The 25,614-nt window shown below is 63.2% G+C and carries 24 protein-coding genes; 12 read left to right on the top strand and 12 right to left on the bottom strand.

Annotated elements, in window-relative coordinates; genetic code table 11:
• From OKB87_RS02585 to OKB87_RS02565, 5 genes are read right to left on the bottom strand one after another with little or no spacing between them, the layout of a single operon-like run.
• Positions 1–528, bottom strand: coding sequence for a chemotaxis protein CheW (locus OKB87_RS02585; RefSeq protein WP_011706355.1), 528 nt, complete (start codon positions 526–528; stop codon positions 1–3).
• A gap of 9 nt (positions 529–537) precedes the next feature.
• Positions 538–2,214: a methyl-accepting chemotaxis protein gene (locus OKB87_RS02580; RefSeq protein WP_270826355.1), complete on the bottom strand. Its 1,677-nt coding sequence runs from the start codon at positions 2,212–2,214 to the stop codon at positions 538–540.
• Between the two features lie 43 nt (positions 2,215–2,257).
• Complete coding sequence (locus OKB87_RS02575) at positions 2,258–4,414, bottom strand: chemotaxis protein CheA (protein ID WP_270826354.1); 2,157 nt, start codon at positions 4,412–4,414, stop codon at positions 2,258–2,260.
• The gene (locus tag OKB87_RS02570; RefSeq protein WP_139393648.1) at positions 4,401–4,721 is read right to left on the bottom strand and encodes an STAS domain-containing protein; all 321 of its coding nucleotides are present in this window, start codon (positions 4,719–4,721) and stop codon (positions 4,401–4,403) included. The genes OKB87_RS02575 and OKB87_RS02570 overlap by 14 nt, the downstream gene beginning before the upstream one ends.
• Complete coding sequence (locus tag OKB87_RS02565) at positions 4,718–5,086, bottom strand: response regulator (protein WP_270826353.1); 369 nt, start codon at positions 5,084–5,086, stop codon at positions 4,718–4,720. The genes OKB87_RS02570 and OKB87_RS02565 overlap by 4 nt, the downstream gene beginning before the upstream one ends.
• A 730-nt stretch (positions 5,087–5,816) precedes the next feature.
• Here OKB87_RS02565 and hybO point away from each other — a divergent pair.
• The 11 genes from hybO (at position 5,817) to OKB87_RS02510 (ending at position 16,974) form a co-directional block, all read left to right on the top strand.
• On the top strand, positions 5,817–6,950 hold the full coding sequence (gene hybO / locus OKB87_RS02560) for a hydrogenase 2 small subunit (protein ID WP_201888946.1): 1,134 nt from the start codon (positions 5,817–5,819) through the stop codon (positions 6,948–6,950).
• A 2-nt stretch (positions 6,951–6,952) separates the two neighbouring features.
• Complete coding sequence (hybA, locus tag OKB87_RS02555) at positions 6,953–7,978, top strand: hydrogenase 2 operon protein HybA (RefSeq protein ID WP_270826352.1); 1,026 nt, start codon at positions 6,953–6,955, stop codon at positions 7,976–7,978.
• Positions 7,971–9,158, top strand: coding sequence for a Ni/Fe-hydrogenase cytochrome b subunit (gene hybB, locus OKB87_RS02550; RefSeq protein ID WP_011706348.1), 1,188 nt, complete (start codon positions 7,971–7,973; stop codon positions 9,156–9,158). Before hybA ends, hybB begins: the two co-directional genes overlap by 8 nt.
• Positions 9,155–10,858, top strand: a complete 1,704-nt coding sequence (gene hybC / locus OKB87_RS02545; protein WP_270826351.1) for a hydrogenase 2 large subunit — start codon at positions 9,155–9,157, stop codon at positions 10,856–10,858. The genes hybB and hybC overlap by 4 nt, the downstream gene beginning before the upstream one ends.
• Positions 10,858–11,388: a HyaD/HybD family hydrogenase maturation endopeptidase gene (locus tag OKB87_RS02540; protein WP_270826350.1), complete on the top strand. Its 531-nt coding sequence runs from the start codon at positions 10,858–10,860 to the stop codon at positions 11,386–11,388. Before hybC ends, OKB87_RS02540 begins: the two co-directional genes overlap by 1 nt.
• On the top strand, positions 11,370–11,918 hold the full coding sequence (gene hybE, locus OKB87_RS02535; protein WP_270826349.1) for a hydrogenase-2 assembly chaperone: 549 nt from the start codon (positions 11,370–11,372) through the stop codon (positions 11,916–11,918). Before OKB87_RS02540 ends, hybE begins: the two co-directional genes overlap by 19 nt.
• A 106-nt stretch (positions 11,919–12,024) precedes the next feature.
• Entirely contained in the window at positions 12,025–13,656 is a 1,632-nt protein-coding gene (locus tag OKB87_RS02530; RefSeq protein ID WP_270826348.1) for an ABC transporter substrate-binding protein, read from the top strand.
• On the top strand, positions 13,641–14,645 hold the full coding sequence (locus OKB87_RS02525) for an ABC transporter permease (protein ID WP_429075991.1): 1,005 nt from the start codon (positions 13,641–13,643) through the stop codon (positions 14,643–14,645). Before OKB87_RS02530 ends, OKB87_RS02525 begins: the two co-directional genes overlap by 16 nt.
• Entirely contained in the window at positions 14,635–15,447 is an 813-nt protein-coding gene (locus tag OKB87_RS02520; RefSeq protein ID WP_270826346.1) for an ABC transporter permease, read from the top strand. Before OKB87_RS02525 ends, OKB87_RS02520 begins: the two co-directional genes overlap by 11 nt.
• A gap of 100 nt (positions 15,448–15,547) precedes the next feature.
• The gene (locus OKB87_RS02515; protein ID WP_103259965.1) at positions 15,548–16,336 is read left to right on the top strand and encodes an ATP-binding cassette domain-containing protein; all 789 of its coding nucleotides are present in this window, start codon (positions 15,548–15,550) and stop codon (positions 16,334–16,336) included.
• Complete coding sequence (locus tag OKB87_RS02510; protein ID WP_270826345.1) at positions 16,336–16,974, top strand: ATP-binding cassette domain-containing protein; 639 nt, start codon at positions 16,336–16,338, stop codon at positions 16,972–16,974. The genes OKB87_RS02515 and OKB87_RS02510 overlap by 1 nt, the downstream gene beginning before the upstream one ends.
• A 346-nt stretch (positions 16,975–17,320) precedes the next feature.
• Here the strand turns inward: OKB87_RS02510 and hypB are convergent, their stop codons facing one another.
• The gene (gene hypB, locus OKB87_RS02505) at positions 17,321–18,181 is read right to left on the bottom strand and encodes a hydrogenase nickel incorporation protein HypB (protein ID WP_257688467.1); all 861 of its coding nucleotides are present in this window, start codon (positions 18,179–18,181) and stop codon (positions 17,321–17,323) included.
• Here hypB and OKB87_RS02500 point away from each other — a divergent pair.
• A complete protein-coding gene (locus OKB87_RS02500) occupies positions 18,068–18,442 on the top strand; it encodes a hypothetical protein (RefSeq protein WP_270826344.1) in 375 nt (124 codons plus the stop codon). The two genes, hypB and OKB87_RS02500, sit on opposite strands and share 114 nt — an antisense overlap.
• Here OKB87_RS02500 and hypA read toward each other — a convergent pair.
• The 6 genes from hypA to selB all read right to left on the bottom strand — a co-directional run bounded on the left by hypA (position 18,420) and on the right by selB (position 25,614).
• Positions 18,420–18,761: a hydrogenase maturation nickel metallochaperone HypA gene (hypA, locus tag OKB87_RS02495; RefSeq protein WP_118881073.1), complete on the bottom strand. Its 342-nt coding sequence runs from the start codon at positions 18,759–18,761 to the stop codon at positions 18,420–18,422. The genes OKB87_RS02500 and hypA overlap by 23 nt on opposite strands.
• A gap of 66 nt (positions 18,762–18,827) precedes the next feature.
• Positions 18,828–19,832 (bottom strand): hydrogenase expression/formation protein HypE, encoded by a 1,005-nt coding sequence (hypE, locus tag OKB87_RS02490; RefSeq protein WP_270826342.1) that lies wholly within the window; start codon positions 19,830–19,832, stop codon positions 18,828–18,830.
• Between the two features lie 85 nt (positions 19,833–19,917).
• Positions 19,918–21,030, bottom strand: a complete 1,113-nt coding sequence (gene hypD / locus OKB87_RS02485; protein ID WP_270826341.1) for a hydrogenase formation protein HypD — start codon at positions 21,028–21,030, stop codon at positions 19,918–19,920.
• Entirely contained in the window at positions 21,024–21,275 is a 252-nt protein-coding gene (locus OKB87_RS02480; RefSeq protein WP_017784111.1) for a HypC/HybG/HupF family hydrogenase formation chaperone, read from the bottom strand. The genes hypD and OKB87_RS02480 overlap by 7 nt, the downstream gene beginning before the upstream one ends.
• A gap of 5 nt (positions 21,276–21,280) precedes the next feature.
• Positions 21,281–23,719 carry a carbamoyltransferase HypF gene (hypF, locus tag OKB87_RS02475; RefSeq protein ID WP_270826339.1) on the bottom strand — a complete coding sequence of 813 codons (2,439 nt, stop codon included), beginning with the start codon at positions 23,717–23,719 and terminating at the stop codon, positions 21,281–21,283.
• Positions 23,716–25,614 carry a selenocysteine-specific translation elongation factor gene (gene selB, locus OKB87_RS02470; protein ID WP_270826338.1) on the bottom strand — a complete coding sequence of 633 codons (1,899 nt, stop codon included), beginning with the start codon at positions 25,612–25,614 and terminating at the stop codon, positions 23,716–23,718. Before selB ends, hypF begins: the two co-directional genes overlap by 4 nt.

Raw genomic sequence — 25,614 nt, 5'->3', positions numbered from 1 at the left:
TCAGCCGCCCTGTTCCGGGGAGAACTGCTGCTCGGTGGCCGCCTCGGCCATGGCGCTCAGCTCGGCGATGGAGAGGGCCCTGTGCATGTCGAGCAGGATGGCGAACTGCTGATCGATGGTGACCACCCCCTGAATGAAGTCACCGCGGATGTGGGTGCCGAAGGTGGGGGCCGGCTCGATGGCGTCGCTGCGGATCTCCAGCACCTCGCAGACCGCATCCAGCAGCATGCCGATCTCCTGCTCCTCGCCGGTGCTGTTGGGCAGGGAGAGGATGGCGACGCAGGTGGTGGGCTGCAGCAGAGTCTGGCCCCGGCCGAAACGGATGGAGAGGTCGATCACCGGCACCACGGCGCCGCGCAGGTTGATGATGCCTCGCACGAAGCGCGGCATCATGGGTACCGGGGTCATCCCCTCGAACTCGATGATCTCGCGAATGCAGCCGATGTCGATGCCGTACAGTTCGCCGCCCAGCATGAAGGTGACGCAGTGAAAGTGGGCGCTGGTGTCAGGGGCAAGCTTGTCTCTCATCGCCGGCTCCTAGTAGTTGGTGAACTTGCCATCGTCTATCTCTCGCTCCAGATCCTCTTCATGAAAGGGGTAGGGGCGGGAGAATGCAGACTTCGGTTTGCTGCGCCGGATGACATGGGCGCCGCCGTGCGGGGTATAGGGCTGGCGGGTGTTGCCGCCGCGCAGGGTGAACTGCTGCATCAGCTCCTGCAACTGCAGGGCGGTGGAGCTCAGCTCTTCCGAGGTGGAGCTCAGTTCTTCCGCCGAGGCGGCCGAGGCCTGCATGCCGTCGCTTATCTGGGTCACGGCGATGTTGATCTGGGAGACGCTGGCCCGCTGCTCGCGGGAGGCGGAGGCGATCTCCTGCACCAGGGTTGCGGTCTGATCGATGCCGGGCAGCATTTCACGCAGCAAGGAGCCCGCCTGCTCGGCGACGCTGACCGAGCGCCCGGCCAGCTCACCAATCTCCTTGGCGGCAGTCTGGGAGCGTTCGGCCAGTTTGCGTACCTCGGCGGCGACGGTGGCAAAGCCCTTGCCGTGCTCGCCGGCGCGGGCCGCCTCGATGGCGGCGTTGATGGCCAGCAGGTCGGTCTTGTTGGCGATGTCGTTGATGACGGTGATGCGCGACGCTATCTCCTTCATGGCGTGCACCATCTCGCCGACCGCCTTGCCGCTGTCGGTGGCGCTGCTGGCTGCCCGGGTGGAGATGTTCTCGGTCACCTTGGCATTGTCGGCATTCTGGCTGACGGTGGCGGTCATCTCCTCGACCGAGGCACTGGTCTGCTCGACGCTGGAGGCCAGCTCGGAAGAGGTCTGGGAGAGGGCATTGGCGGTGGCGGCCACCTGCTCGGAGGCCGAACCGATGGCTTCCGACATAGCACCCACCTCGTTGAGGGTGTCGGAGAGACGGTGGGCCATGCTCTTGATTGCATAGAGCAGGCTTGAAGTGTCGTCGGCCTTGAGCTGCACCGGGGTGGAGAGATCCCCCTCGGCGACCCGGGCCACCACCTGCACCGTGTAGGAGGGGTCTCCTCCCAGCTGGCGCAATATGCTGCGGGTCACCAGCAGGGCCAGGATGAGGCAGATGAGAAAGGCGGCGCTGGCGATGGCGATGAGGATCTGCAGGTTGTCCTGATAGATGGCCTGGCTCTCATCCATGGATTGGGATGCAAGTTCGGCATTCACCTTGACCAGATCGCTCAGCAGTCCATCGGCGATGTCGAAGGCGGGGCGTCCCTTGTCACCCATCAGCCGAAAGGCGTTGCGCTCGGGCTCCCCATCCTGGCCCGGTGTCTGAGCCAGCTTCAGGATCTCGCTGGCGTACTGCTTGTAAGTGGCCCAGGCCTGATCGAAGCGGGTCAGCAGGTCCACCTCCCGCTGGGTGAGATAGGTCTTGCGGTAGCTGACCAGAAAATCCCACATCCCCTTCTCGAACTTGTCGACATTGACCAACGCCTGGGCCTTGAGATCCGGGTCGACCTCGCCGATGTAGCGATAGAGGGCCCGGTTCTGGTAGACCGCATAGATGTTGGCGTTGGCGATGTCCTTGATCGGCAACAGCTGGTTGGCGTGCATGTTGCTGACCAGTTGCACCATGGTCCTGGTGGAGTAGTAGCTGGTGAGCGACAGCACCACCAGCAGCACCATGAGGATGGAGAACGAGAACACCAGCTTTGTTCTGACTTGCAAGTTGTGAAACCAGTCCATGGTCTGACTCCGTCAATTCCGTTGATGTGCTTAAGGTGTGTGGTCAATCTCTGAGGCTGTAGAGAGCATCGGTCTGTTGCCGGAGCGCATGTTGTTCCCGCCGCCAGGCCAGCTGGATGAGCTGGGGAACGTCGAGGATGAGCGCCGGCTGGCCGTTGCCAAGAATGGTGGAGCCGCTTACGTAGCGCAGGGACTTGAACAGCTCGCCGAGCGGCTTGATGACGGCCTGCACCTCGCCAATCAGGCGATCCACCACGATGCCGGCACGATGGTCGGCATAGTCCACCATCACCACGAATTCGGGTTCGTCGGCAGGGGGCAGGGCAAACAGCTCGCGCAGGACGATGAAGGGCACCCACTCGCCGCGCACGTTGATCTGGCGGGCCGGGGTGCGCAGGGCATCCGGCGGCAGATCGATGCACTCGACCATCATGTCGAGGGGGATCACCAGGGAGGCGTGATCCACCTCGATGCGAAAGCCGTCGATGATGGCCAGGGTGAGCGGCAGTCTCAGCCTGAAGGTGGTGCCCAGCCCCAGCCGGCTGTCGATGGTGGTTTCACCGCGCAGAAACTCCAGGTTGCGCTTGACCACGTCGAGCCCGACCCCCCGCCCGGAGAGATCACTGACATCGCTGGCCGTCGAGAAACCGGGCAGAAACAGCAGTTGAAAGATCTCCTGTTCACTCAATACCTTGCCTTCCGGCAGCAACCCCTGGCCATGGGCCTTGGCGAGGATCTTGTCGCGGTCGATGCCGCGGCCGTCATCGCTGACCTCCACCACCACGGCGCCGGCGTCGTGATAGGCGTTGAGGGTGATGGTTCCCTGCGCCGTCTTGCCGGCGGCGAGCCGAATCTGTTGCTCCTCGAGGCCATGGTCGGCGGCGTTGCGCACCAGGTGCATCAGGGGGTCGGTCAGCTTCTCGACCATCGACTTGTCGATGTCGGTATCGGCGTTGCGGATCTGCAGCTGGATCTCCTTGCCGGTCTGCTGGGAGAGTTCGTGCACCAGTCGCGGGAAGCGGTTGAAGATCTCGTTGATGGGCACCATGCGCAAAGTGAGCGCGTCGTCGCGGATCCCTTCCACCAGGGTGTTGACGATGGCCACTGATTCGATGAGCTCCGCATCGCCCCTCATCCTCGCCTGCAGGGTGGTGGCCGAGGTGGCGATCACCAGCTCGCCGACCCGATTGATCAGCCGATCGAGCTTGGCCGCCTCGATGCGGATGTAGTGCCCCTCCGCCCGCAGTGGTGCGGGTCTGGCCTGCAGTGGGGGGGCCTCCTGCGGCGGGGGGGTTGAGGGGGTGGTAGCCACGGGGGCCGGTTCGGCGCTTGCCGCGCCGGGCGTCAGCTCGCCCCGCGCGATGCAGGCCGCTTCCTCTTCGCTCAGCGCGCCGGCCTGCACCCAGCGCTGCAGCTGGGCCGCGAGCGGCTCATTGCGCCAGGCCGCCAGTTTTTGCCCCTGTTCTGAAAACTGCGCCAGATCCTGATGGGGGCTGAGCAGGCAGATGAGACTAGCGTGGGCAACGAAATCAAAGGTGCTCCGGATCCGCTCGGCCGGTTCGGCGCTGAGCAGGCCAATCTCGTAGCCGAGGAAACACTCGGTGGCATCGAGCAGTTGCAGCGGGGGCCACTCCTGCCAGACCGGCTGGATGACGCGGATCTCCCCCAGGTTGCCGAGGTAGCGAATGAAGGCCAGCAGATCGAAGCCGTCCTGATAGAGGGCGGGATAGAAGCGCAGGGAGAGGTGCCAGGCGCGCCGATCCGTCTGATTGACCGGTGCGGGAGCCGGCATGATCAGCGGCTGGCTGGGCAGGGTCTGGTGCCCTTGCAACTGGGAGAGCAGGGCCAGGATCTGCTGGGTCTCGGTCTGCTGCAGCTCGGGGTTGTGTTCGGCCCCCTGCAGCAGGTCGCGCAGTTGATCGTTGCAGGCCAGCAGCAGGTTGATGAGGTGTTCGTCCAGCGCGATCTCGCCGCTGCGCAGCCGCTCCAGCATGTTCTCCATGGCGTGGGCGAAGCGCACCAGCATGGCCAGCCCCAGCATGCCGGCCGAGCCCTTGATGGTGTGGGCGGTGCGAAACATCAGGTTGTAGGTGTCGGGGTTGGCCGGATAGGTGTCGCGATCCAGCAGAGCGTGTTCCAGATTGTCGCACTGCTCGTAGGCCTCCTCGAAGAAGAGGGCGCGGGCCTTATTGATGTCCATCCACGCGGCCCTCCCCATGGTCGGCTGGCCACAATCCCATCAGGCTCAAGACATGGCGGGCCTGGCTGCCTTCAGCGGCCTCGAGTCGCAGCTGCTTGCCCTGCTGGCCGGCCTCCTGCTGCAGGATGGCGATGAGCTGGGCACCGCAGCCATCGAGCATCTCCAGCGGGGTGAGATCCAGCGTCAATACCGAGAAATTGAGCAGACCGAACAGTTCATCCTGCAGATCCCCCAGCGTGATGACGCTGAGCTCGCCGCTCAGGGTGGCGGTCACCGGCGTCTGCCGGGTGTCGATCGCCAGGCTCATGGCTGCACCACCTTGCAGACATCGTCCAGCAGCTTGAGCGGTTCGAACGGCTTGGTGAGCCAGACCCGGGCGCCGGCCTCGAATCCTTCCCGCTTGATCTGCTCGGAGTCTTCGGTGGTCAGCATGATGAAGGGGAGGTAGCGGGTAGCCTGCTGGGCCTTGACCCGTCTTAGCAGGGTCATGCCATCCATGCCGGGCATGTTGAGATCGGAGATGATGAGGTGTACCCGCCGCTGATCCAGTTCGATGAGGGCGGCTTCGCCGTCGCCGGCCTCAATCACCTCAAAACCGGCGCTGCTGAGCGTCATGGTGATGGCCGCCCTGATCCCCACGGAATCATCCACCACCAGTATGGTTTTGCTCATCGGTCATCCTCATCGACTTCATGGGTTCCTTGCCCTTAGCGCCAAGGGCAGAGCCCGCACAGGGCTCAGTGATAATTGTTGTTCAACAGCTTGATGTTGGAGAGATTTTTATGTCATCACTGACTAATAGAGACAAATGGCGCCAGTTGTACCGGCCAGGTGGCGCAGCCGAGCCGGGAAGGAGGGGGTGGGCCACCTGTTGCAAGAGGGGGAATAGGGGGAAATGCAGATACCCTGTTGATGACAGTTAATTAATCAAGCAAGGGGGATATTTCTTGAAATAGGCAGAGGAGCCTATTTTAGAAGCTGATAATAAATATCGTTCGCGCGTCCATTCCGCTTGTTTACATATAATCATACAAATATAAAGGTATATATTGTCAGCCACTTTTGGCGAGGTAAAATAGCCTATTGCTGGTAACATAAAGACCGGGTCAAATAGTGTGACAACGCTTTCATTCTGATTATTTAACATCACGAATTAACGGGTAATTTAAATGAATTAAATTCATTAACACGTAAAATTACCCCCTAGTGGGTATTTTGAAGGCTCACGCCATGCTTTCTAAGTCTATGCTACATATGAAATTTTTAAATCCATGCTGATGAGTTTTCTATTTGAATAATGTTCCGTCACTTGATGGAGATCAACGCGGGGCAGGGGGGGAGTACTTAGCATTTCCGCTATTAAGCATTTATCAAACAAGTGCTCACTACGGGAATAAAAAGAATGGTCGAGGATACTTTTTTATCGGCTCATGGAATTAATCGCCGTGACTTTATGAAACTGTGCGCCGGGATGGCCGCAACCCTTGGATTAAGCCAGCATGCCGTGGCCAAGATGGCCACCGCGCTCACCAGCCCCGAGCGGCCACCGGTGATCTGGATAGGGGCGCAGGAGTGTACCGGTTGCACCGAGTCGCTGTTGCGCGCCACCCACCCCACCATCGAGAACCTGATCCTCAACACCATTTCGCTGGAGTACCACGAGGTGCTCTCGGCGGCCTTCGGTCATCAGGCCGAAGAGAACAAGCACAATGCCATCGAACGCTACAAGGGCAAGTATGTGCTGGTGGTGGATGGTTCCATCCCGCTCAAGGATGGCGGCATCTACTGCATGGTGGCTGGCGAGCCCATCGTCGACCATATTCGCCGCGCCGCCAGTGACGCGGCCGCCGTCATCGCCATCGGCTCCTGCGCCGCCTGGGGCGGGGTGCCCGCCAGCGGTGGCAATCCGACCGGTGCCGTCAGCCTGGAGGAGGCCCTCGGCAACCTCGGCACGCCGATTATCAATATCCCGGGCTGCCCGCCCAATCCCCACAACTTCCTCACCACGGTCGCCTACTACATCACCTACGGCAAGCTGCCGGCGCTCGATGCCAAGAAGCGGCCGCTGTTTGCCTATGAGCGGCTGATCCACGAAAACTGCGAGCGCCGTCCGCATTTCGACGCCGGTCGCTTCGCCAAGGAGTTTGGCGACGAGGGCCACCGTCAGGGCTGGTGCCTCTACCATCTTGGCTGCAAGGGGCCGGAGACCTACGGCAACTGCTCGACCCTGGAGTTCTGCGATGTGGGCGGCGGCATCTGGCCGGTGGGCATCGGCCACCCCTGCTACGGCTGCAACGAGCAGGGGGTGGGTTTCAGCAAGGGGATCTTCCAGCTCGCCAAGGTGGAGAATCCCACCCCGCGGGTGAACAAGCCCGACGTGGCCATCCAGGAGGGAGGACACATGTCGCCCACCGCCACCGGCCTTATCGGTGGGGCGCTCGGGGTGCTGGTCGGGGTGAGTCTGATGACGGTGCGCGAGCTCGGTCGCCAGCAAAAGCGCCATGAAGCCGGGCAGCACACCTCACGGGAGGAGTAACCGTGAACAGACGCAACTTCCTCAAATTCGCCTCCGTCGGTGCGCTGGCGGCGGGCACCACCGTCCCCGGCAGTGCCCTGGCGGCGGCCGAGAACAAGCCGCCCATTCCCGGCGCGCTCGGCATGCTCTACGACTCCACCCTCTGCATCGGCTGCCAGGCCTGTGTGGCGGAGTGTCAGCGCCTCAACGGCAACCCGGCCAATCCGGCCGGGGAAGCGACCTGGTCCAACAACGACAAGCTGAGCCCCTACACCAACAACATCATTCAGGTGTGGAAGAGCGGCACGGGTGAGCACAAGGATCAGCTGGTGGATGGCTATGCCTACATCAAGAAGCAGTGCATGCACTGTGTCGATCCCAACTGCGTCTCCGTCTGCCCGGTGCAGGCGCTGACCAAGGATCCCAAGACCGGCATCGTCCACTATGACCCGGACGTCTGCACCGGCTGCCGCTACTGCATGGTGGGCTGCCCGTTCGACGTGCCCAAATATGACTACGACAACCCGTTCGGGGCGATCCACAAGTGCGAGCTCTGCAACCAGAAGGGGCTTGAGCGCATCGATCAGGGCAAGTTGCCCGGTTGCGTCGAGGTGTGCCCCACTGGCGCCGTCATCTTCGGCACCCGCGAAGCGCTGATGGCCGAGGCCAAGCGCCGGCTGCTGGCGACCCCGGGCAGCGAATACGCCTACCCGCGTCAGACCTTCAGCGCCAACGATCCCTACCTGCATGAAGTACCCAACTACCAGCCTTACGTCTATGGCGAGAAGGAGGGGGGCGGCACCCAGGTGCTGGTGCTGGCCGGGGTGCCCTACACCAAGCTCGACATGCCTGACTTGCCGGAGCTCTCCTCCGGGGCGCGCTCCGAGCACATCCAGCACACCCTCTACAAGGGGATGGTGCTGCCGCTGGTGGTGCTGACCGGGCTCTCGGTGCTCATTCGCCGCAACACCAAGGACCATCAGGATGGCGACGATCATGACTCGCACGCGGGCCATGACAAGCAATCGGGAGGCAAGGATCATGAGTAATCACAAGGCACATCCGCTGGGAGGCAGGCTGGTCAGCTGGCCGGTCATGGTGCTGGCGCCGTTCGTCATCCTGTGCGGCATGCTGATCCTCAAACGCCTCATCTTCGGGCTGGGCTCGGTCACCGATCTGAACGGCGGCTACCCCTGGGGGCTCTGGATCTCGTTCGATCTGCTGATCGGCACCGGTTTCGCCTGCGGCGGCTGGGCGCTGGCCTGGGCGGTCTACGTCTTCAATCGGGGCGAGTATCACCCCCTGGTGCGACCGGCCCTGCTGGCGAGCCTGTTCGGCTATTCGCTGGGCGGCCTCTCCATCACCATCGACGTCGGCCGTTACTGGAACCTGCCCTACTTCTATATTCCGGGTTTCTTCAACACCTCCTCGGTGCTGTTCGAGACGGCGGTCTGCATGACCATCTACATCGGGGTGATGGCGCTGGAGTTTGCCCCCGTGCTGATGGAGAAGTTCGGCTGGAAGGTCTCCCTCGCGCGGATCAACAAGGTCATGTTCTTCATCCTGGCGCTGGGGGCCCTGCTGCCCACCATGCACCAATCCTCCATGGGATCCCTGATGATAGTGGCGGGGGAGAAGATCCATCCGCTCTGGCAAAGCTACGAGCTGCTGCCGGTCTTCTCCTTGCTCACCGCCTTCATCATGGGCTTCTCCATCGTGGTGTTTGAGGGCTCCCTGGTGCAGGCGGGGTTGGCGGGACGCGGTCCCAACGAGAAGCCGCTGTTCTACAAGCTGACCCAGGTGATCGACATCTTCCTGATCCTGTTCGTGGCGCTGCGCTTTGCCGAGATCGTCATCAACGACAAGTCGGAGTACCTCTCCCAGTGGGATCGCTACGCCTTGATGTTCTGGAGCGAGATCGCGCTGATGATCTTCCCGCTGCTGGTGTTCCACTGGGACAAGAGCCGCCGCGATTCGCGCATGTTGTTCCTGGGGGCCCTCAGCATGCTGCTGGGCGCCGCCCTCTGGCGACTGGACTACTCCCTGCTCGCCTTCAACCCCGGCAATGGCTACCACTACTTCCCCTCCGCGGCGGAAGTGCTGATCTCCTTGGGCTTCGTCGCCATCGAGGTGTGTGCCTATTTGCTGCTGATCCGGCTCTTGCCGGTACTGCCATCACTTGAACGTGTTCACCAAGATTATCAGGCCCGAGGGAAAGCCAACGTATGAGCCAACGTATCACCATAGACCCCATCACCCGCATCGAGGGTCACCTGCGTATCGACTGTGAAATCGAAGGCGGCGTCGTCACCAAGGCCTGGTCGTCCGGCACCATGTGGCGCGGGATGGAGGAGATCGTCAAGGGCAACGACCCGCGCGATGCCTGGATGATAGTGCAGCGCATCTGCGGGGTGTGCACCTCCATTCACGCCATCGCCTCGGTGCGGGCGGTGGAGAACGCCATCGGCGCCAAGGTGCCGGTCAACGCCCAGTACATTCGCAACCTGATCATTGCGGCCCACAACATCCACGATCACATCGTCCACTTCTATCAGCTCTCCGCGCTGGACTGGGTGGACATCACGGCCGCACTGCAGGCCAATCCGCAAAAGGCGGCCGACCTGCTCAAGGGGGTATCGACCTGGTCCCTCAACAGCGCCGACGAGCTGACCAAGGTGCAGGACAAGATCCGCGCCCTGGTGGCGAGCGGCCAGCTCGGCATCTTCGCCAACGGCTACTGGGGCCACAAGGCGATGAAGCTGAGCCCGGAGGTGAACCTCATCGCCGTGGCCCACTATCTGCAGGCATTGGAGTGCCAGCGCGATGCCAACCGCATCGTCGCCATCCTCGGTGGCAAGACCCCCCACATCCAGAACCTGGCGGTGGGCGGGGTGGCCAACCCCATCAACCTGGATGCACCGAGCGTGCTCAACCTGGAGCGGCTGCTCTACGTGAAGAGCTTTATCGACCGGCTCGGCGAGTTCATCGAGCAGGTCTACAAGGTGGATGCCGCCATCATAGCCGCGCACTACCCCGAGTGGCTGAACCTAGGGCAGGGGGCCAAGCACTACCTGAGCGTGCCTGAGCTGCCCACCGATGGTGACGGCGGCAGCTTCCTGATGCCCGGTGGCTACATCGAGAACGGCGATCTGGCCGGCTATCGCCCCATCGAGAGCCATCAGGATGCCTGGCTGATGGATGGCATTGCCGAGAGCAACAAGCACGCCTGGTACAAGGATGACGAACCCCTCAAACCCTGGGAGGGCAAGACCGAGCCCAACTACACCGGCTGGCAGGATGACGGCAAGTACTCCTGGGTCAAATCCCCCACCTTCTACGGCAAGGTGGTGGAGGTGGGGCCCCTCGCAGACCTCCTGGTCAAGCTCGCCGCCAAGCACCCGGAGACGGTGGCGCACTTCGATCAGCTCAACGGTCTCTACAAGACGCTCACCGGTTCAGCCATCAAGACTGAACAGCTGCACTCCACCCTGGGCCGCATCATCGGCCGGGCGGTGCGCTGCTGCGTGCTCAAAGACACCTTGTCTCATCAGTGGAAGGCGCTGGTGGACAACATCGGCAAGGGGGATTTCACCGCCTACATCAAGACCGAGATCCCGGCGGACAAGGAGTTTCGCGGGGTGGGCTTTGAAGAGGCGCCGCGCGGTATGCTCTCCCACTGGATCGTCATCAAGGGCGGCAAGATCGAGAACTATCAGGCGGTGGTGCCGTCGACCTGGAACTCGGGCCCGCGCAACTTCAACGACGAGCCCGGCCCCTACGAGCAATCCCTGGTAGGCACCCCGGTGGCTGACCCCGCCAAACCGCTGGAGGTGGTGCGCACCATCCACTCATTCGACCCCTGCATGTCCTGCGCGGTGCACGTGGTGGATACCCAGAGCGGCGACGTGACTCAGGTGAAGGTGCTGTGATGAACACCCTGATCCTGGGCGTGGGCAACCTGCTGTTGAGCGATGAGGCCGTCGGCGTGCGGATCATCGAGGGGCTGGAGCGCGACTACCGCTTCGCCCCCGGCATCGAGCTGCTCGATGGCGGCACCGCCGGCATGGAGCTGCTCGAAGCGATGGCCAGTCGCGACCACATCATACTGGCGGACGCGGTGCGCAGTGGCAATCCGCCGGGCACCGTGGTGACCCTGAAAGATGAGGAGATCCCGACCCTGTTCGGTCGCAAGATCTCCCCCCATCAGCTGGGGCTGGCGGACGTGCTCTCGGCGCTGCACATGACGGGGGAATCCCCCAATCGGCTCACCCTGATCGGGGTCGAGCCCGAATCCCTCGAGCCTCGCATCGGCCTCACTCCCGTGGTGGCGGCGGCGTTGGGGGAGGCGACGGATCGGATCCTGACCCTGTTGGCCAGTCTGGGTGCTCCGGCCATTGCGCTCTCCGAGCAGGAGAAGGCCGAGCGAGCGCGGGAGGGTGTATGGCGCAATCCATTGTGAATGAGGCAGTGAACGAAGCCGCGCAAGAGCCGGTGCAGGAGTTTGCCGGTTTTGCCGCGAACCCTGCCCCGCGCCTGGTGGCCCAGTACGAGCGGATCGCGCAGCAAGAGATGCAGGCCCTGCCGTTCTATCACCCGGCCATGCCCATCGTGGCCGAATGCACCCTGTTTGAAGGGCAGTGGCTCGGCTGCGTGCTCACCCCCTGGATGCTGAGCGTGGTAGTGCTGCCGGGGCCGGATCAGCTCTGGCCGGTGCGCGGCAGCAGCGATCGGTTCGCCCTGCAGCTCCCCTGCGGCAACCTGACCTTTATGGTGGGGGCATTGCCCGAGACGGGGCAGTTGCTGGCCTGCTCGCTCATGTCTCCCATTGACCCGCATCTGGGGGCCGACGAGGGGCGCTCGCTGGTGAGCAGCACCCTCAAGATGCTGCACTCTTTGCCGGTGCAGCAGGGGGAGGGCGGCGTGAACTTGAGCCGGCGCCGCCTGTTCAGCGGCCGGCGCGGCGATCCTGTGGGCGACACCCAGCGCTAGGTCTCATCTGCAATCAGGTTTAGAATAGGGGCCGTTTTGGCCCCTCACTCGCTTCTGTCGTGCCCCTGTTTTTCGATAGTGAGTGGTAAAACGAACAAGGGATCTTATGACCATTCAATGCTTTGGCTGCCACTCAGGCAGCAACGCCCCCCGCCGCAAAGGCCTCTCTGCCACGGCGGCCGCCTTGCTGGCCCTGCTCTCGGGCGGTTTCTCTTCCATGGCGCCGGCTGCCCAGCCCGTCCCCGCCGAGCTCAAGCTCGCCATCGGAGCCGAACCCACCGAAGGGTTCGACCCGCTGCTCGGCTGGAGCCACGGTAGCTACCTGCTGCTGCACAGCCCGCTGCTCAAACAAAACGCCGATCTCAGCTGGCAGAACGTGCTCACCCAAGCGGTGACTCCGAACAAGGATGGCAAGGGGTGGCTTATCCGCCTCAAGCCGGATCTGACATTCTCCAACGGCGCGCCGCTCACCGCCGAAGACGTCGCCTTTACCTACAACAGCGCAGCCCAGGGCGGCGGCAAGATCGACATGGGCAACTTTGTCTCGGCCAAGGTGCTTTCGCCTACCGAGGTTGCCATATCTTTAAGTGCCCCCCAGAGTACCTTCGTCAACGTGCTGGGATCGCTCGGGATAGTGTCGAAGCAGGATTACGATCCCAAGCGCTATGCTCGCCATCCGGTCGGTGCCGGCCCTTACCGCTTGGTGAGCTTCCTGCCCGGCCAGCAGCTGGTGGTGGAGGCCAACCCCCATTACGCCGGCGGCAGCAATGACTTCAAACGGCTGGTGTTTGTCTTTATCGATGAAGAGAGCGCCTATGCCGCCGCCCAGAGCAGCCAGCTCGACCTGGTGCGCATCGCCCCCTCGCTGGCGCCTACCGTGCCTGCCTCCCTCAAGCTGTGGGTGCGGCCAAGCGTGGAGAACCGCGGTATCGTCTTCCCCATTCCTGCTGCGGGTAAAAAAGATGCCAAGGGCTATCCCATCGGCAACGACGTGACCTCGGATGTGGCGGTACGCCGCGCCATCAACTACGCCATCGACCGCAAGCTGCTGGCCGATCAGCTGTTGGAAGGACACTCCATTCCCGCTTACAGCGCGGTAGAAGGCTTGCCCTGGCTGAATAAAGCCACCGCCTTCAAGGACGGGGATGCGGCCCATGCCAACGCCCTGCTCGACGAAGCAGGCTGGAAGATGGGCAGTGACGGCGTTCGCTACAAGGGCGACCAGCGCGCCGCCTTTACCCTCTGGTACACCAGTGGTGACAGCACCCGCCGGGATCTGGCGGAAGCGGTGCGCGCCATGCTCAAACCCATCGGGCTCGAGGTGAGCCTCAAGTCCGGCAGCTGGGAGCAGGTGGAGCGCGAGATGCACGCCAATCCGGTGCTGATGGGGTGGGGGAGTCTGGATCCCATGGAGCTCTATCACCACTACCAGAGCGGTTCCGCCGGTGTGGAGTTCTACAACCCGGGCTATTACAAGAATCCGGTGGTGGATGGCCACCTCAAGCAGGCGCTGGATGCCCCGAACTGGCAGGCTGCCGTGCCGTTCTGGCAGCAGGTGGAGTGGGATGGCAAGCGTGGCGCCGGGGTACAGGGGGATGCGGCCTGGGCCTGGCTGCTTAACGTGCAGCACACTTATCTCGCCAACCGCTGCATCGACCTTGGCAAGGGGGCGCCAGAGATCCACGGTAGCTGGTCACTGCTCAACAACCTGCAGGATTGGCGGTGGACGTGCCGCTAAGTTCGTCCACCATGATGACTGCAACACTGAAAGCCCTGCTGCGTTTGGCAGGGCTGCTCTGTCTGGTCTCGGTCGCCACCTTTGTGTTGCTGAGCTACTCCCCCATCGATCCCATCAAGGCCTATATCGGCAACGATCTGCTGCACGTGCCGCCAGAGCAGTACGCCCGCATCGCCGCCCGCTGGGGGCTGGATCAGCCGCTCTGGTTGCGTTACTGGCACTGGTTTAGCCAGGTGCTGCAGGGGGATCTCGGTTACTCCATGCTCTACAACGCGCCGGTGAGCGAGGTGATTGGCCAGCGCTTTGCTGCCTCCTTCCTGCTGTTGGCGGGGGCCTGGCTGCTCTCCGGCTGTTTCGGCATTCTGCTGGGCCTCTGCGCCGGTCGCTATCTCAACCGCTGGCCCGATCGCCTTATCTGCCGCTTTGCCTATCTGCTCGCCTCCTTGCCCACCTTCTGGGTCGGCCTGTTGCTGCTCGCCCTGTTTGCGGTGCACTGGCCGCTGCTGCCGGTCTGCTGCGCCTGGACGCCGGGCCTCTCTGCCGATGAGGCAGATTGGGTTATGCGAGCGCGCCATCTGTTACTACCGGTCACCACCCTGGCGCTGCTCGGGCTTGGCAATATCGCCCTGCACACCCGGGCGCGGGTGGCCGAGGTGCTGGCGAGCGATTTTATTCGCTATGCCCGCGCGCAGGGGGATGGTGGCTGGCCCATGCTGCGCTTTCACGTGCTGCGCCACGCCCTGACCCCGGCGCTCTGCCTGCAGTTTGCCTCCCTCGGTGAGCTGATTGGTGGCTCGCTCTTGGCCGAGAAGATCTTCTCCTACCCGGGGCTCGGCCAGGCCACCGTGGATGCGGGGCTGAGGGGAGATATCCCCCTGCTGATGGGAATAGTGCTCTTCTGTACCCTGCTGGTTTTTTTGGGCAACACGGCGGCGCGGGTGCTGCTGGCCCGTATCAACCGCGGTTGGGAGGGTGTGCATGCTGTTTAATCCGCTCCCCTCCTTGCTGCGTCTTGGCTTTGCGCTGATCTGTCTGTTGCTGCTGGCCAGCTATGGTTGGAGCCTCTCTCATCAGGATGTGCCGATGGATCTGCTGGCGCGCCAGCAGCCCCCCTCGCTGGTGCACTGGTTCGGGACCGATCAGATGGGGCGGGATCTCTGGCTGCGCGCCTTTCAGGGCACCCTCACCAGTCTGGAGCTTGGCATCAGCACGGCCCTGTGCAGCGGCCTGCTGGCCATGGTGGCGGCCAGTGTCTCGCTTATCCATCCCCGATGCGATGCGGCGGTGCGCCTGGTGATCGACGCCATGCTGGCGCTGCCCCATATGCTGCTGTTGATTCTTATCTGCTTTACCGTGGGGGGGGGCATGCGCGGGGTGATCCTGGCGGTGGCACTGACCCACTGGCCCAAGCTGGCGCTCATTCTCTGTGCCGAGGCGCGGCGCATCGCCAGCAGCGACTACGTGGTGTTGGCCCGCAGTCAGGGGATGGGGGCGCTGCGCCGCTGGCGTACCCACCTGCTGCCGGGGCTGTTGCCCCAGTGGTTTATCGGCACCCTGCTGATGTTCCCCCATGCTGTGCTGCACAGCGCGGCGCTGAGCTTCCTCGGCTTTGGTCTGGCGGCCCACGAGGCCTCCCTGGGTCTGCTGCTGGCCGATGCCCTGCGTTATCTGGCCGGTGGCGGCTGGTGGCTGGCCCTCTTCCCCGGTCTGATGCTGCTGACGTTGGTTTTACTGTTTGATCAGGCCACTCGCGCCCTGCAACAACTCTGGTTTGGGGGAGAACCATGCTGAGTTTTGAAAGCGCCATCTGGCGTCAGCACAGTCTGGCTGGCGCCGCTGTTCGATCAGGTGACTCGCGCGCCCTGCAACAACTCTGGTTTGGGGGTGAACAATGCTGAGCTTCGACCAGTTGACCATAGAAGCGGCCCACTACTCCTGGCTGGGTCGGCGCAGCTGGCGGCCGCTCTTGACCGATATCAGCCTTCAACTGGCGCCGGGGGAGATAGTGGCGCTGGTGGGGGGGAGTGGCGAGGGCAAGAGCCTGTTGCTGCAAAGTGCCCTGACCCTGCTGCCGGACAACCTGCGCATGCGCGGCACCATCTTCCTCGATGGCGTGCCCCTGTGCGACGCCAGCCGGGCCGGACTGCGCGGCCACACCCTCTGCTATGTGCCGCAGGGGGTGAGCGCTCTCAACCCGCTGCTGACGGTGGAGCGCCAGCTGGGACGGGCGGCGCGTCTGTGCGGTCAGAGCGGTTCTCGCGAGCGGCTCGGCCAGCAACTGCTGCGCTACCAGTTGCCCGCCACCACCCTGGACAGCTATCCGCGCCAGCTCTCCGGCGGCATGGCCAAGCGTATTCTGGCCTGCACAGCGGCCCTTGGCGGTGCCCGCTACATTCTGGCGGACGAGATCACCGCCTGGCTCGACGAGGGGCTGGCCTGCCAGCTGCTCGGCCAGTTGCGTGAATTGGCCAATCAGGGCAGCGGCATCCTCTGGGTGACCCATGATCTGGCACTGGCGGCCCGTTTTGCCGATCGCATCGTGGCGCTGCATCAGGGGCAGGTGAGCGACACCTTGAGCTGCCACCATCTGCGCCAGGGGCAGGGGAGCGAGATGCTCCGTGCCCACTGGCAGGCGCTGCCGGAGTTCAACGCACTCTTCTCTGTGCCGGAGGTTTCCTGATGTTGGAAGTACGAAATCTCAATATTGCCCAGGGGGAACGCGCTCTTTGGCAGGGGTTATCGCTGACGGTGAAAGCGGGCGAGCGGCTCGGCATCTCTGCCCCGAGCGGTCATGGCAAGACCACGCTGGGGCGGGTATTGGCCGGTTGGCAACCGATTGGGACTGGCGGGCAGATCCTGCTGGATGGGCAGCCTTTGCCTAAGCAGGTGAAAGGCTACAATCCCATCCAGCTGGTGCCCCAGCACCCGGAACTCACCTTCAATCCCTATCGCACTACCGGGCAGGCGCTCTGGGATGTGTGGCGTCCCGATGAGGCCATGCTGGCCCGCTTTATGGTCAAGCCTGCGTGGCTCGGTCGTAAACCCGGTCAGCTCTCCGGTGGCGAGTTGGCGCGCATCGCGTTGCTGCGCGCCCTCGATCCCCGCACCCGATTGCTGATTGCCGATGAGGTGACCGCCCAGCTGGATCCGCAAATTCAGCGCCAGCTCTGGCGGGAGTTGATGATGGAGTGCGAGCAGCGTGGTCTTGGCATGCTTGTCTTCAGTCACCAGCAGGCATTATTGCGCCAGGTTTGCCATCGGGTGCTGCGCTTTGGTGAGGTGCAGCCCGTGAGTGTATTGGCTGAAAATGCGGCCTGAGGATTGGTTTCCCCTCATCCCCAGCCCTTCTCCCGCAAGGGGAGAAGGGAGCAGAAGGTGCCATTTCGCCAGGCTCGGGGTTTAGGGTTTGGAGAACCTCGGGGGTTTGAAAATATGGTTGGTTGTTATGCTCGAAGCCCCCTGAGGGGTTTGAGGGAGTCGTATAGTCGCGGCATCCACAAACCGGTTCCCTCTCCCTGGGGAGAGGGCCAGGGTGAGGGGCCGCGAGTGTGAGGCGCTGGCCACTCTGGACAGATAGCACGGCCGACAAGGTCCATAGAAAACAAGAGAGAGAGGCATCAGCCTCCCTCTCTTTATCTACCGTTAGCAACGGCGTTTAACCGGTTCAGGCACTGGCCAGCCAGTTAAGCCAGGCATCCATCCCTTCGCCTGTGGTGGCACTGACCTGGATTACCTGGATATAGGGGTTGACCCGTTTGGCGTTCTCGATGCAGCGGGCCACATCAAAGCTGACGTAGGGCAGCAGATCGATCTTGTTGATCACCATCAGCTGGGCGGCGGCAAACATATCCGGGTATTTCAGCGGCTTCTCTTCCCCCTCGGTGACGGAGAGGATCGCCACCTTGTACTTCTCGCCGAGATCGAAGCTGGCGGGGCAGACCAGATTGCCGACGTTCTCGATAAAGAGGATGCCCCCTTCATTGGCGGGCAGCTGGTGGCAGGCGTCGTGGACCATCTTGGCGTCCAGATGGCAGCCCTTGCCGGTGTTGATCTGCACGGCAGGCACGCCGGTGGCACGGATGCGATCCGCATCGGCGCTGGTCTGCTGATCCCCTTCGATGACAGCGCAAGGGCGCTTGTCGGCCAGCTGGCGCAGGGTTTCGCACAGCAAAGTGGTCTTGCCTGAACCCGGGCTCGATACCAGATTGAGCACCAGCTGGGCCGCCTCGTCGAAGTGTTCGCGGTTGTGGGCCGCCAGCGCGTTGTTCTTGGCCAGCACATCCATCTCGATGGCGATCAGCTGGCGCTGCCCCATGCCCGGAACCGACAATCCCGCTTCCCCTTTGCCGTAGTGCAGATCACCCTGCTGGTGGTCATGGTCATGGTCATGGTCATGGTCATGGCTGTGATCATGGGGATGCGCGTGGGAATGGCCGTGGTCATGAGAGTGGGCATGTTCATGATGATGGTCGTGGGGGTGATCATGGTGGTGATCGTGTGGGTGATCATGCCCCTCATGGCTCATGGGAGCCCGCACCCCGTGGTAGTGGTGATGGACATCCCCCTGATGGTGGTAGTGGTGGTGAATGATCAGGGTGCGCGGCGCGCTCTGCTCGTGGTCATGATGGTGATGGGCGTCATGAGCATGATGATGGTCGTGTTCATGGTGATGTCCATGTTCATGATGATGCTCATGATCGTGCTCATGATCGTGCTCATGGCCGGCGATCCGCGCCTGGCCGCATCCGCATACGCTACACATATCAACTTACCTCGATGTCGGTGATGCGCAGGCTATCGCCCTGCGCGACTCGTAATTTGTATCCGCCACACTCGGGGCAGGCTTGCCCACGCTCGGTGAGGGTGATCGTCTGGTTGCAGTCGTAACACCAGGCCTCTGCCGCCTGGTGCTGAAAGTGCAGCTGGGCTCCTTCGACGGCAGTGCCCTTGGCGGCCGCCTCGAAACAGAAGGCAATGGTGTCCGGGTCGACACAGGAGAAGCTGCCGACCTCGAGCCAGAGGGCGGTCACCTTGGTAAAGCCCCGCTGGGTGGCCTGTTCGGCCGCCAGATCGATGGCGGCCATGGCCAGAGACATTTCGTGCATGGTGGCTCCTTAACCGATATGGGGAGGTGTGACTCCCCTCTGTCATTGGCTGAACGACATGGCCGCTCAGCAGATCCGCGGCAGCAGTTCCCCCTGCGGCAGCTCCAGATAACGGCGGCTGCCCCAGGGGTTGTTCAGGATCACCTTGTGGCGCTTGCTTGCCTGCACCACGCCGATCTGGCTGGCGCTGGGGTTGAACTGCCGCAAGATGCCCAGCGCGTCCTGCGCCTGTTCGGCAGGCAGGGCCAGCACCATGGTCCCCTCGTTGGCGAGATCATGGGGCTCGAAACCGTAGAGTTCGCACAGGCCCCGCACCGGATCGCACACCGGAATGGCGGACTCCTCCAGTTCGATGGCCACCTGGGAGGCGCTGCTCCATTCGTTGAGCACGGCGGCAAGGCCACCGCGGGTGGCGTCGCGCAGGGCGTGAGGGGCAATGCCAGCTTTTAGCAGCGCTTCGACCTGCGGCCAGAGGGTTGTGCAGTCGCTCTTGAGATCAGATCCCAGTTGCAGGGCGTCGCGGGCCATCAGGATGCAGGCGCCGTGGCTGCCGATATCCCGCGACACCAGAATGGCGTCACCGGCCTTGAGGCTCCGCACCGAGATGCCCCGGCTCTGTTCGGGCAGCGGGAAAGTGCCGACCCCGCTGGTGTTGATAAAGATCTTGTCGGCCGCCCCCTTGGGCACCACCTTGGTGTCGCCGCAGACGATACGGGCGCCGCTCTTGGCAAGCTCAGCCGCCATCGATTCGACGATGCGGACCAGATCGGCGTAGGGGAAGCCCTCTTCGATAATGAAGCTTGCGCTCAGATACTCGGGCTTGGCCCCCATCATGGCCAGATCGTTGACCGTGCCGGCGATGGCCAGCTTGCCGATATCGCCCCCCTCGAAGAAGAGCGGCGAGACGGTAAAGCTGTCGGTGGTGAAGGCAACGGGGCCGCTTACCGGCAACAGGGCGGCATCTTCACAGCGCAGCAGGATCTCGTTGCCAAAGTGGCGAAAGAAGAGCTGGTTGATCAGCTGGTTCATCTCGACGCCGCCGCCGCCGTGGCTAAGTTGGATTTCTCTCATAGGGTCTGGTTCTCCACAAGATTGCAGAAACAGGCTGGTTCATCTCTCCTCATCACCCGACCGCCGTGGCTTAACTGAATTTCTCTCATTGGATCCCCATATATCGGTAGTAGGCATTGCAGGCCCCTTCGGAGCTGACCATGCAGCTGCCCATGGGCTGGGTCGGGGTGCAGCCCCGGCCAAAGACCTTGCACTGGTTCGGCTTGGCCAGCCCGCGCAGGATATCGGCGCACTGGCACGCCTTGTGGTCATCGATGGGGGTCTCACTGAGTTGAAAGTGACGCTCCGCATCGCGCCTGGCAAAGGCATCGCGCAGGCGCAGGGCGGAGGCGTTGATGTCCCCCAGACCTCGCCAGCGAAAGTGCTCGCGGGTCTCAAAATATTGGTCGACCAGCCGCTGGGCGGCCCGGTTGCCGCTGGCGGTGACGGCGCGGCTGTACTGCACCTCCAGCGCGTAGCGCCCCTCCACCTTCTGGCGCACCATCATCAAGAGCGCCTCCATCACATCCACCGGCTCGAAGCCGCTCACCACTACCGGCACCTGATAGCGATCGACGATGGGCAGGTAGATATCGGCGCCGGTGATGACGCTGACGTGAGAGGGGCCGATAAAGGCGTTCACCTTGGCCACCCCGTCGGCCATCACGGCGTGGATGGCGGGCGGTACCAGCACATGGTTGATATGAAACAGCAGATTCTCGACCCCTTGCTCTTCAGCGGCAGCCAGCAAGGCGGCCGTCATCGGGGTAGAGGTCTCGAAACCGATGGCGAAGAAGACCACGGTTTTCTCCGGGTTCTCACGGGCGATGCGCAGCGCATCGAGGGGGTCATAGACCGGGCGGACGTCGCTCCCCTTGGCCCGCTGTTGCGCCAGCGTGCCTTTGGAGCCCGGCACCCGGATCATGTCCCCCAGGGTGACCAGAATGACGTTCGGTTGGCGAGCCAGCTCGATAGCCTGATCGATGCGCTCTTTGGGCATGATGCAGACCGGGCAGCCGGGGCCGTGGACAAACTCGATGCTGGCGGGCAACAGCTGGTGCAGGCCGTACTTCATGATGGTGTGGGTATGGCCGCCACACACCTCCATCACCCGCAGCGGTTCGGGCAGATCTTTGGCCAGTTCATTAATTTGGGCGGCGAGGGCGCGGATCACCTCGGGCTGACGAAAGCCCTGAAAGAGATCATTGAGGGTCAGCATGGCAAGATATCCTGCTCTGGCATCAGGGCCACCATCTGGCGGAAGCTCTCGAGGCTGGCCTGCGCCTCCTCTTCGTCAATCTTGCTCATCACAAAGCCGATGTGGAGCAGCACATAGTCGCCCACCTGGAGCGGCTCTTCGAGCAGCATGCAGCTGACGCGCCGCTGCACTCCCAGGGTGTCGACGGTGACGCAGTTATCTTCGGGGTGCAGCTGCACCACCTGAGAGGGGATGGATAGACACATGGATTTCAGGACTCCGACAAGGTGACACAACCGGATGTGACAGGCTGGTGCGTGGCAAGATGGTGGATGGCAAACCAGAGCTGACCGGCGGCGATGCCACCGTCATTGAGCGGCAGGGTTTCGCTGGTCAATACCTGCCGGCCGGCGGTTTCGAGAGCGGGCACCAGCTGGTCCATCAGCACCCGGTTTTGAAAAACGCCGCCCCCGAGCGCCACCGGATAGCCGGGGAAACGCTCGGCAAGGGCAACCACCAGATTGCTGATGGCACGGATAAAACCGGCGGCCAGGCTGGCGATGGCGGTGCCTTGGCGCCGCTCGTTGACAAGGGTATTGATGAGCTCGGCCCACTCGATCTGCAGCGGCCCCTCTGCTGATTGGCTGAGATCAAAGGCGAGGGGGAAGGGCTGTTCATCGGGGGCCAGCTGCAAGGCAGCCGCCTCCAGCAATAGCCCCGCTTCGCCCTCGTAATCGGGGGTGTCAATCACTCCCAAGAGCGCCGCCACCGCATCGAACAGCCGACCGATGGAGCTGGTGTAAGGGGCGTTGCGACCGAGATGCCAGAGCTGGTGCAGGTTGCTGATCCGCTTAAGGGGCAGTTGCTTGATCAACGGAATATCGAGGGCACTGATCTGCTCAGGGCTGTGCGATTCAAACAGCAGCCCCAGCAGCTGGCGTACCGGCTCGCGGATGGCCGCTTCGCCGCCGATCAGCTTGAAGGGGGCAAGGTGGGCAACCCGCTCAAATCCCTGAACGTCTGCCATCAGCAGCTCGCCGCCCCAGAGGGTGCCGTCATCGCCAAGGCCGGTGCCATCGAAGGCAACACCCAGCACCGGGCCCGTGATGTTGTGCTCGGCCATCACCCCCAGCAGGTGGGCGTGATGGTGCTGCACCTCGAGATGGGTTGCCCCCTGATCGCGGCAATAGTTTTTGGCCCACTGATGGCTGAGATAACCGGGGTGGCGATCCGAGACCAGCAGTTCTGGCTTGAGATCGTAGAGATCGCGAAAGGTGGCCAGGGTCTGCTCGAAGTGCTCCTGCATCGGCAGGCTGTGCAGATCGCCGATATAGGGGCTGTAGATGCGCTGGCGGCCGAAGGCCAGTGCCAGCTGGTTCTTCTGCTGCGCCCCGACCGCCAGGAGCGGCCCCCTGACCGCCTCTTGCAAGCTGGGGGTGCAGGGGGCATAGCCTCGGGCCAGCCGCAACGTCTGGCGTCGCCCGCCCGCCCACTGCACCAGACTGTCGTCGCACGGGTGCAGGATTGGGCGGTTGTGATCCAGGATGCCGTCAATCTCGCTGCCGAGTTCCCTGACCACAGCCTCGCACTCGATCAGGATCGGGCTGCCGCGACCATTGGCGCTGGTGGCCACCAGCGGCATGGCGCAGGCGTCCAGCAGCAGCTGATGGAGCGGGGTATAGGGGAGCATGATGCCAAGGTAGGGAATGCCGGGGGCGATCCCCTCGGCCAGTTGCGCGGCTGACTGTCTGGATTCTGAGTGCCGATCATCGTTAATGCGCTTGCGCAGCAAGGTGATGGGTCTGGCCTGAGAGGTGAGCAGTTGCCACTCGTCTTCGCTGCCGGTGACATGCAATTTGGCCTCGGCAAGGGAGCCCATCATCACCGCCAGCGGCTTGCGCGCGCGCCGCTTGAGCGTTCGCAATCTGGCAACACTCTGTTCATTGCGGGCATCACATATCAGGTGATAACCCCCCATCCCCTTGACCGCAATCAGCGCCCCCGCTTGCAGGGCGCGGGCGGCGGTGTGCAGCGCATCCTCGCGCTCGGCCAGCGCATCGCCGCGGCCGGAGCGCCAGCTGAGATGGGGCCCGCATGCGGGGCAGCTCACCGGCTGGGCGTGGTAGCGTCTGTCCAGCGGGTTTTCATAGGCCGCCGCGCAGCGCGGGCACATGGCAAAGCCTGCCATGGCGGTGTGGGGTCTGTCGTAGGGGAGGCGGCGGATGATGGTGTAGCGCGGGCCGCAGTGGGTGCAGTTGGTAAAGGGGTAGTGGTGGTGGCGATCGTTGGGATTGGCCACGTCCCGGGCGCACGCCTCGCACATCCCCTGATCCGGCGAGATGGCGACCGTGGCCGTGCTCTGCTGCTGGCTCGCTTTAATTCGAAACTGGCCATGAAATTGGCCATCAAAGTCGGGATCATGAGCAAGGGGCAGCTCCCGCTCGCTGAAATGATCGATACGGCTTAAGGGCGGCGCCAGTTCCCGCAGTTCGCGGGCAAAGGCTGTGAGCTGCTCAGGCGATCCTTCGGCGCCAATGGTGACGCCGTTGGCATCGTTCAACACATAACCGGCAAGGCTGTGGCGCAGCGCCAGTCCATAGACGAAGGGGCGAAAGCCGACCCCCTGCACTATACCGTCGATATGAAATTCGCGGCGCAGCCGGTTGGCCACCGGATTGGCAGAGACAGAGGGGGCAATGGTGGCGCTCATGCCAGTTCCATCTCATCTTGAGTCTGCGGCAAGCGCAGCACCCGGCGCTCGTTCTCCTCGCGCCGCACCCAGCCATCCATCTCCATGCGCAGGCAGAACGGAATGGCGTATTTGCGCGACAAACCGGTGATCTCCTTGAAGGATGCCATGTCGATCAGATCTCCCACCTGCTGGCCCGCCAGCACGGTGGCGACCATCTGGTTGTAAAGGGCGGCGTCGTAATAGATGGGGCCATCGAGCTGCACCAGATACTTGAGTCGCGCCAGGTTGCGCAGCTGCTTTTGCAACGCGCAGTTTTTTTGTAAACCATTGCGCAGCAAGCCCTGTTGCAGGGCTGCGGGCAGCTTGCGGGTGATAAAGGGATCCAGCTCCACACCGCCGGGGCCCAGTTTACCGGGCTCGTACCCCTCCTTGCCTTGATCTCGCACCACCTTGAGCACCAGCAGCGCCTCTTCCCCCAGATCGTCTTCCGACTCGCCGCTGCCCGGTTGCCACTTGTCATGGTGCAGGCGAATGAGCTGCTCGCTCTTGAGCTGCTGGAGCAGGGCTTGAATGACCGGCAGGGCGATGCCAAAGCGGGTTGCGAGCTCGGCGGTGCTGAGCGGTTCGCTGGTCAGCGTGGCCAGCAGCTGGTCGCGGCTCTGGGCCAGCCAGCAGCTATCCAGCAGCCAGTCAGCGAGGGGGGTGACCTGCTCTGGCCGCGAGTCAAAGCGGCTGGCCAGCACATAGCCGTTGAGCCCCAGTTGCAGGGTGGCCGGGTTGTAGCGCTCCAAGTCATCAGGCAGCTCGCCCAGCAGGGCGTGCAGCGCCTTGCGTCTGGCGGGGTGGATGTCGCCGCACCAGACGATGCGGGCGCCGTGCAGCAGTTCGCTGCTGCCGTGGCGAATGATGGCGAGCGGCTGGCCGAAGAAGCAGGGGATGGGGCTGGTAAAGATCAGCCGCGCCAGCCGGGTATCCTTGATGGGCACGAAACGGGCCCGGCCATGCCAGCTGCCGAGGGCCACTTCCACTTCTCGGTTGCGCTGCTCCCGGATGCTGTCGCCGACCTCATTTAGCCGCACGATCAGATGAGTCGCTGCCTCGCACTGGCCAGCTGCGCTGGTGAGGCAGTGACCGCGGGTCACCTCCTTGTGGGGCACTTTTTTAAGTCCCACCGCCACCCGGCAGACGGCGCCGATCTCGTCGACGCTCTGGTGATAGGCCTGCAGGGAGCGCACCTGCACCTCCCGATCGGCGGGGTAGAGGCGCAGCTTGTCCCCCACCTTGAGGCTGCCCTGCTGCAGGGTGCCGGTGAGCACGGTACCGGTGCCGTTGGCGGTAAAGACCCGGTCTACATAGAGGCGCGGGGCGGCCTGTTCGCGGGGGGCATGATGCTCGGCCATATCCCCCAGCTGGCGCACGATGGCGGCGTGCAGGGCAGCCATATTGGCGCCGGTTTTGGCGCTGACGCTGACGATGTCGGGCACCATGCCGCTCTCGTCCATCACCCGCTCCAGCAGGCTCTCTTCAAGCAGTAAAAGCTCGTCGGGGGAGACCAGATCGCACTTGTTGATGCAGACCAAGAGACGCGGCACCCCCATCGCCCTGAGCAGGCGCAGGTGATCGCCGGTCATCGGCATCCACCCCTCGTCGGCGGCGATGACCAGCAGCACCAGATCCAGACTCCAGAGCCCCGCCACCATGTTGCGGATATAGCGCTCGTGGCCGGGCACGTCGATGACGCCTATGGTGTTGCCCTGACCGTCGTCAAAGTGGGCAAAGCCGAGATCCTGGGTCATGCCGATGGCCTGCTCATGGGCGCGGGCCGTGGTGATGCCGGTGAGCGCCTTGATCAGCAGGGTCTTGCCGTGATCCACGTGGCCGGCAAGACCGATAACGGCGCGATAGGGGGTCAT

The organism is Aeromonas sp. Y318-1 (assembly GCF_027706125.1).
GTDB lineage: Bacteria > Pseudomonadota > Gammaproteobacteria > Enterobacterales > Aeromonadaceae > Aeromonas > Aeromonas hydrophila.
This window is presented reverse-complemented; position numbering and strand designations above follow the sequence as displayed.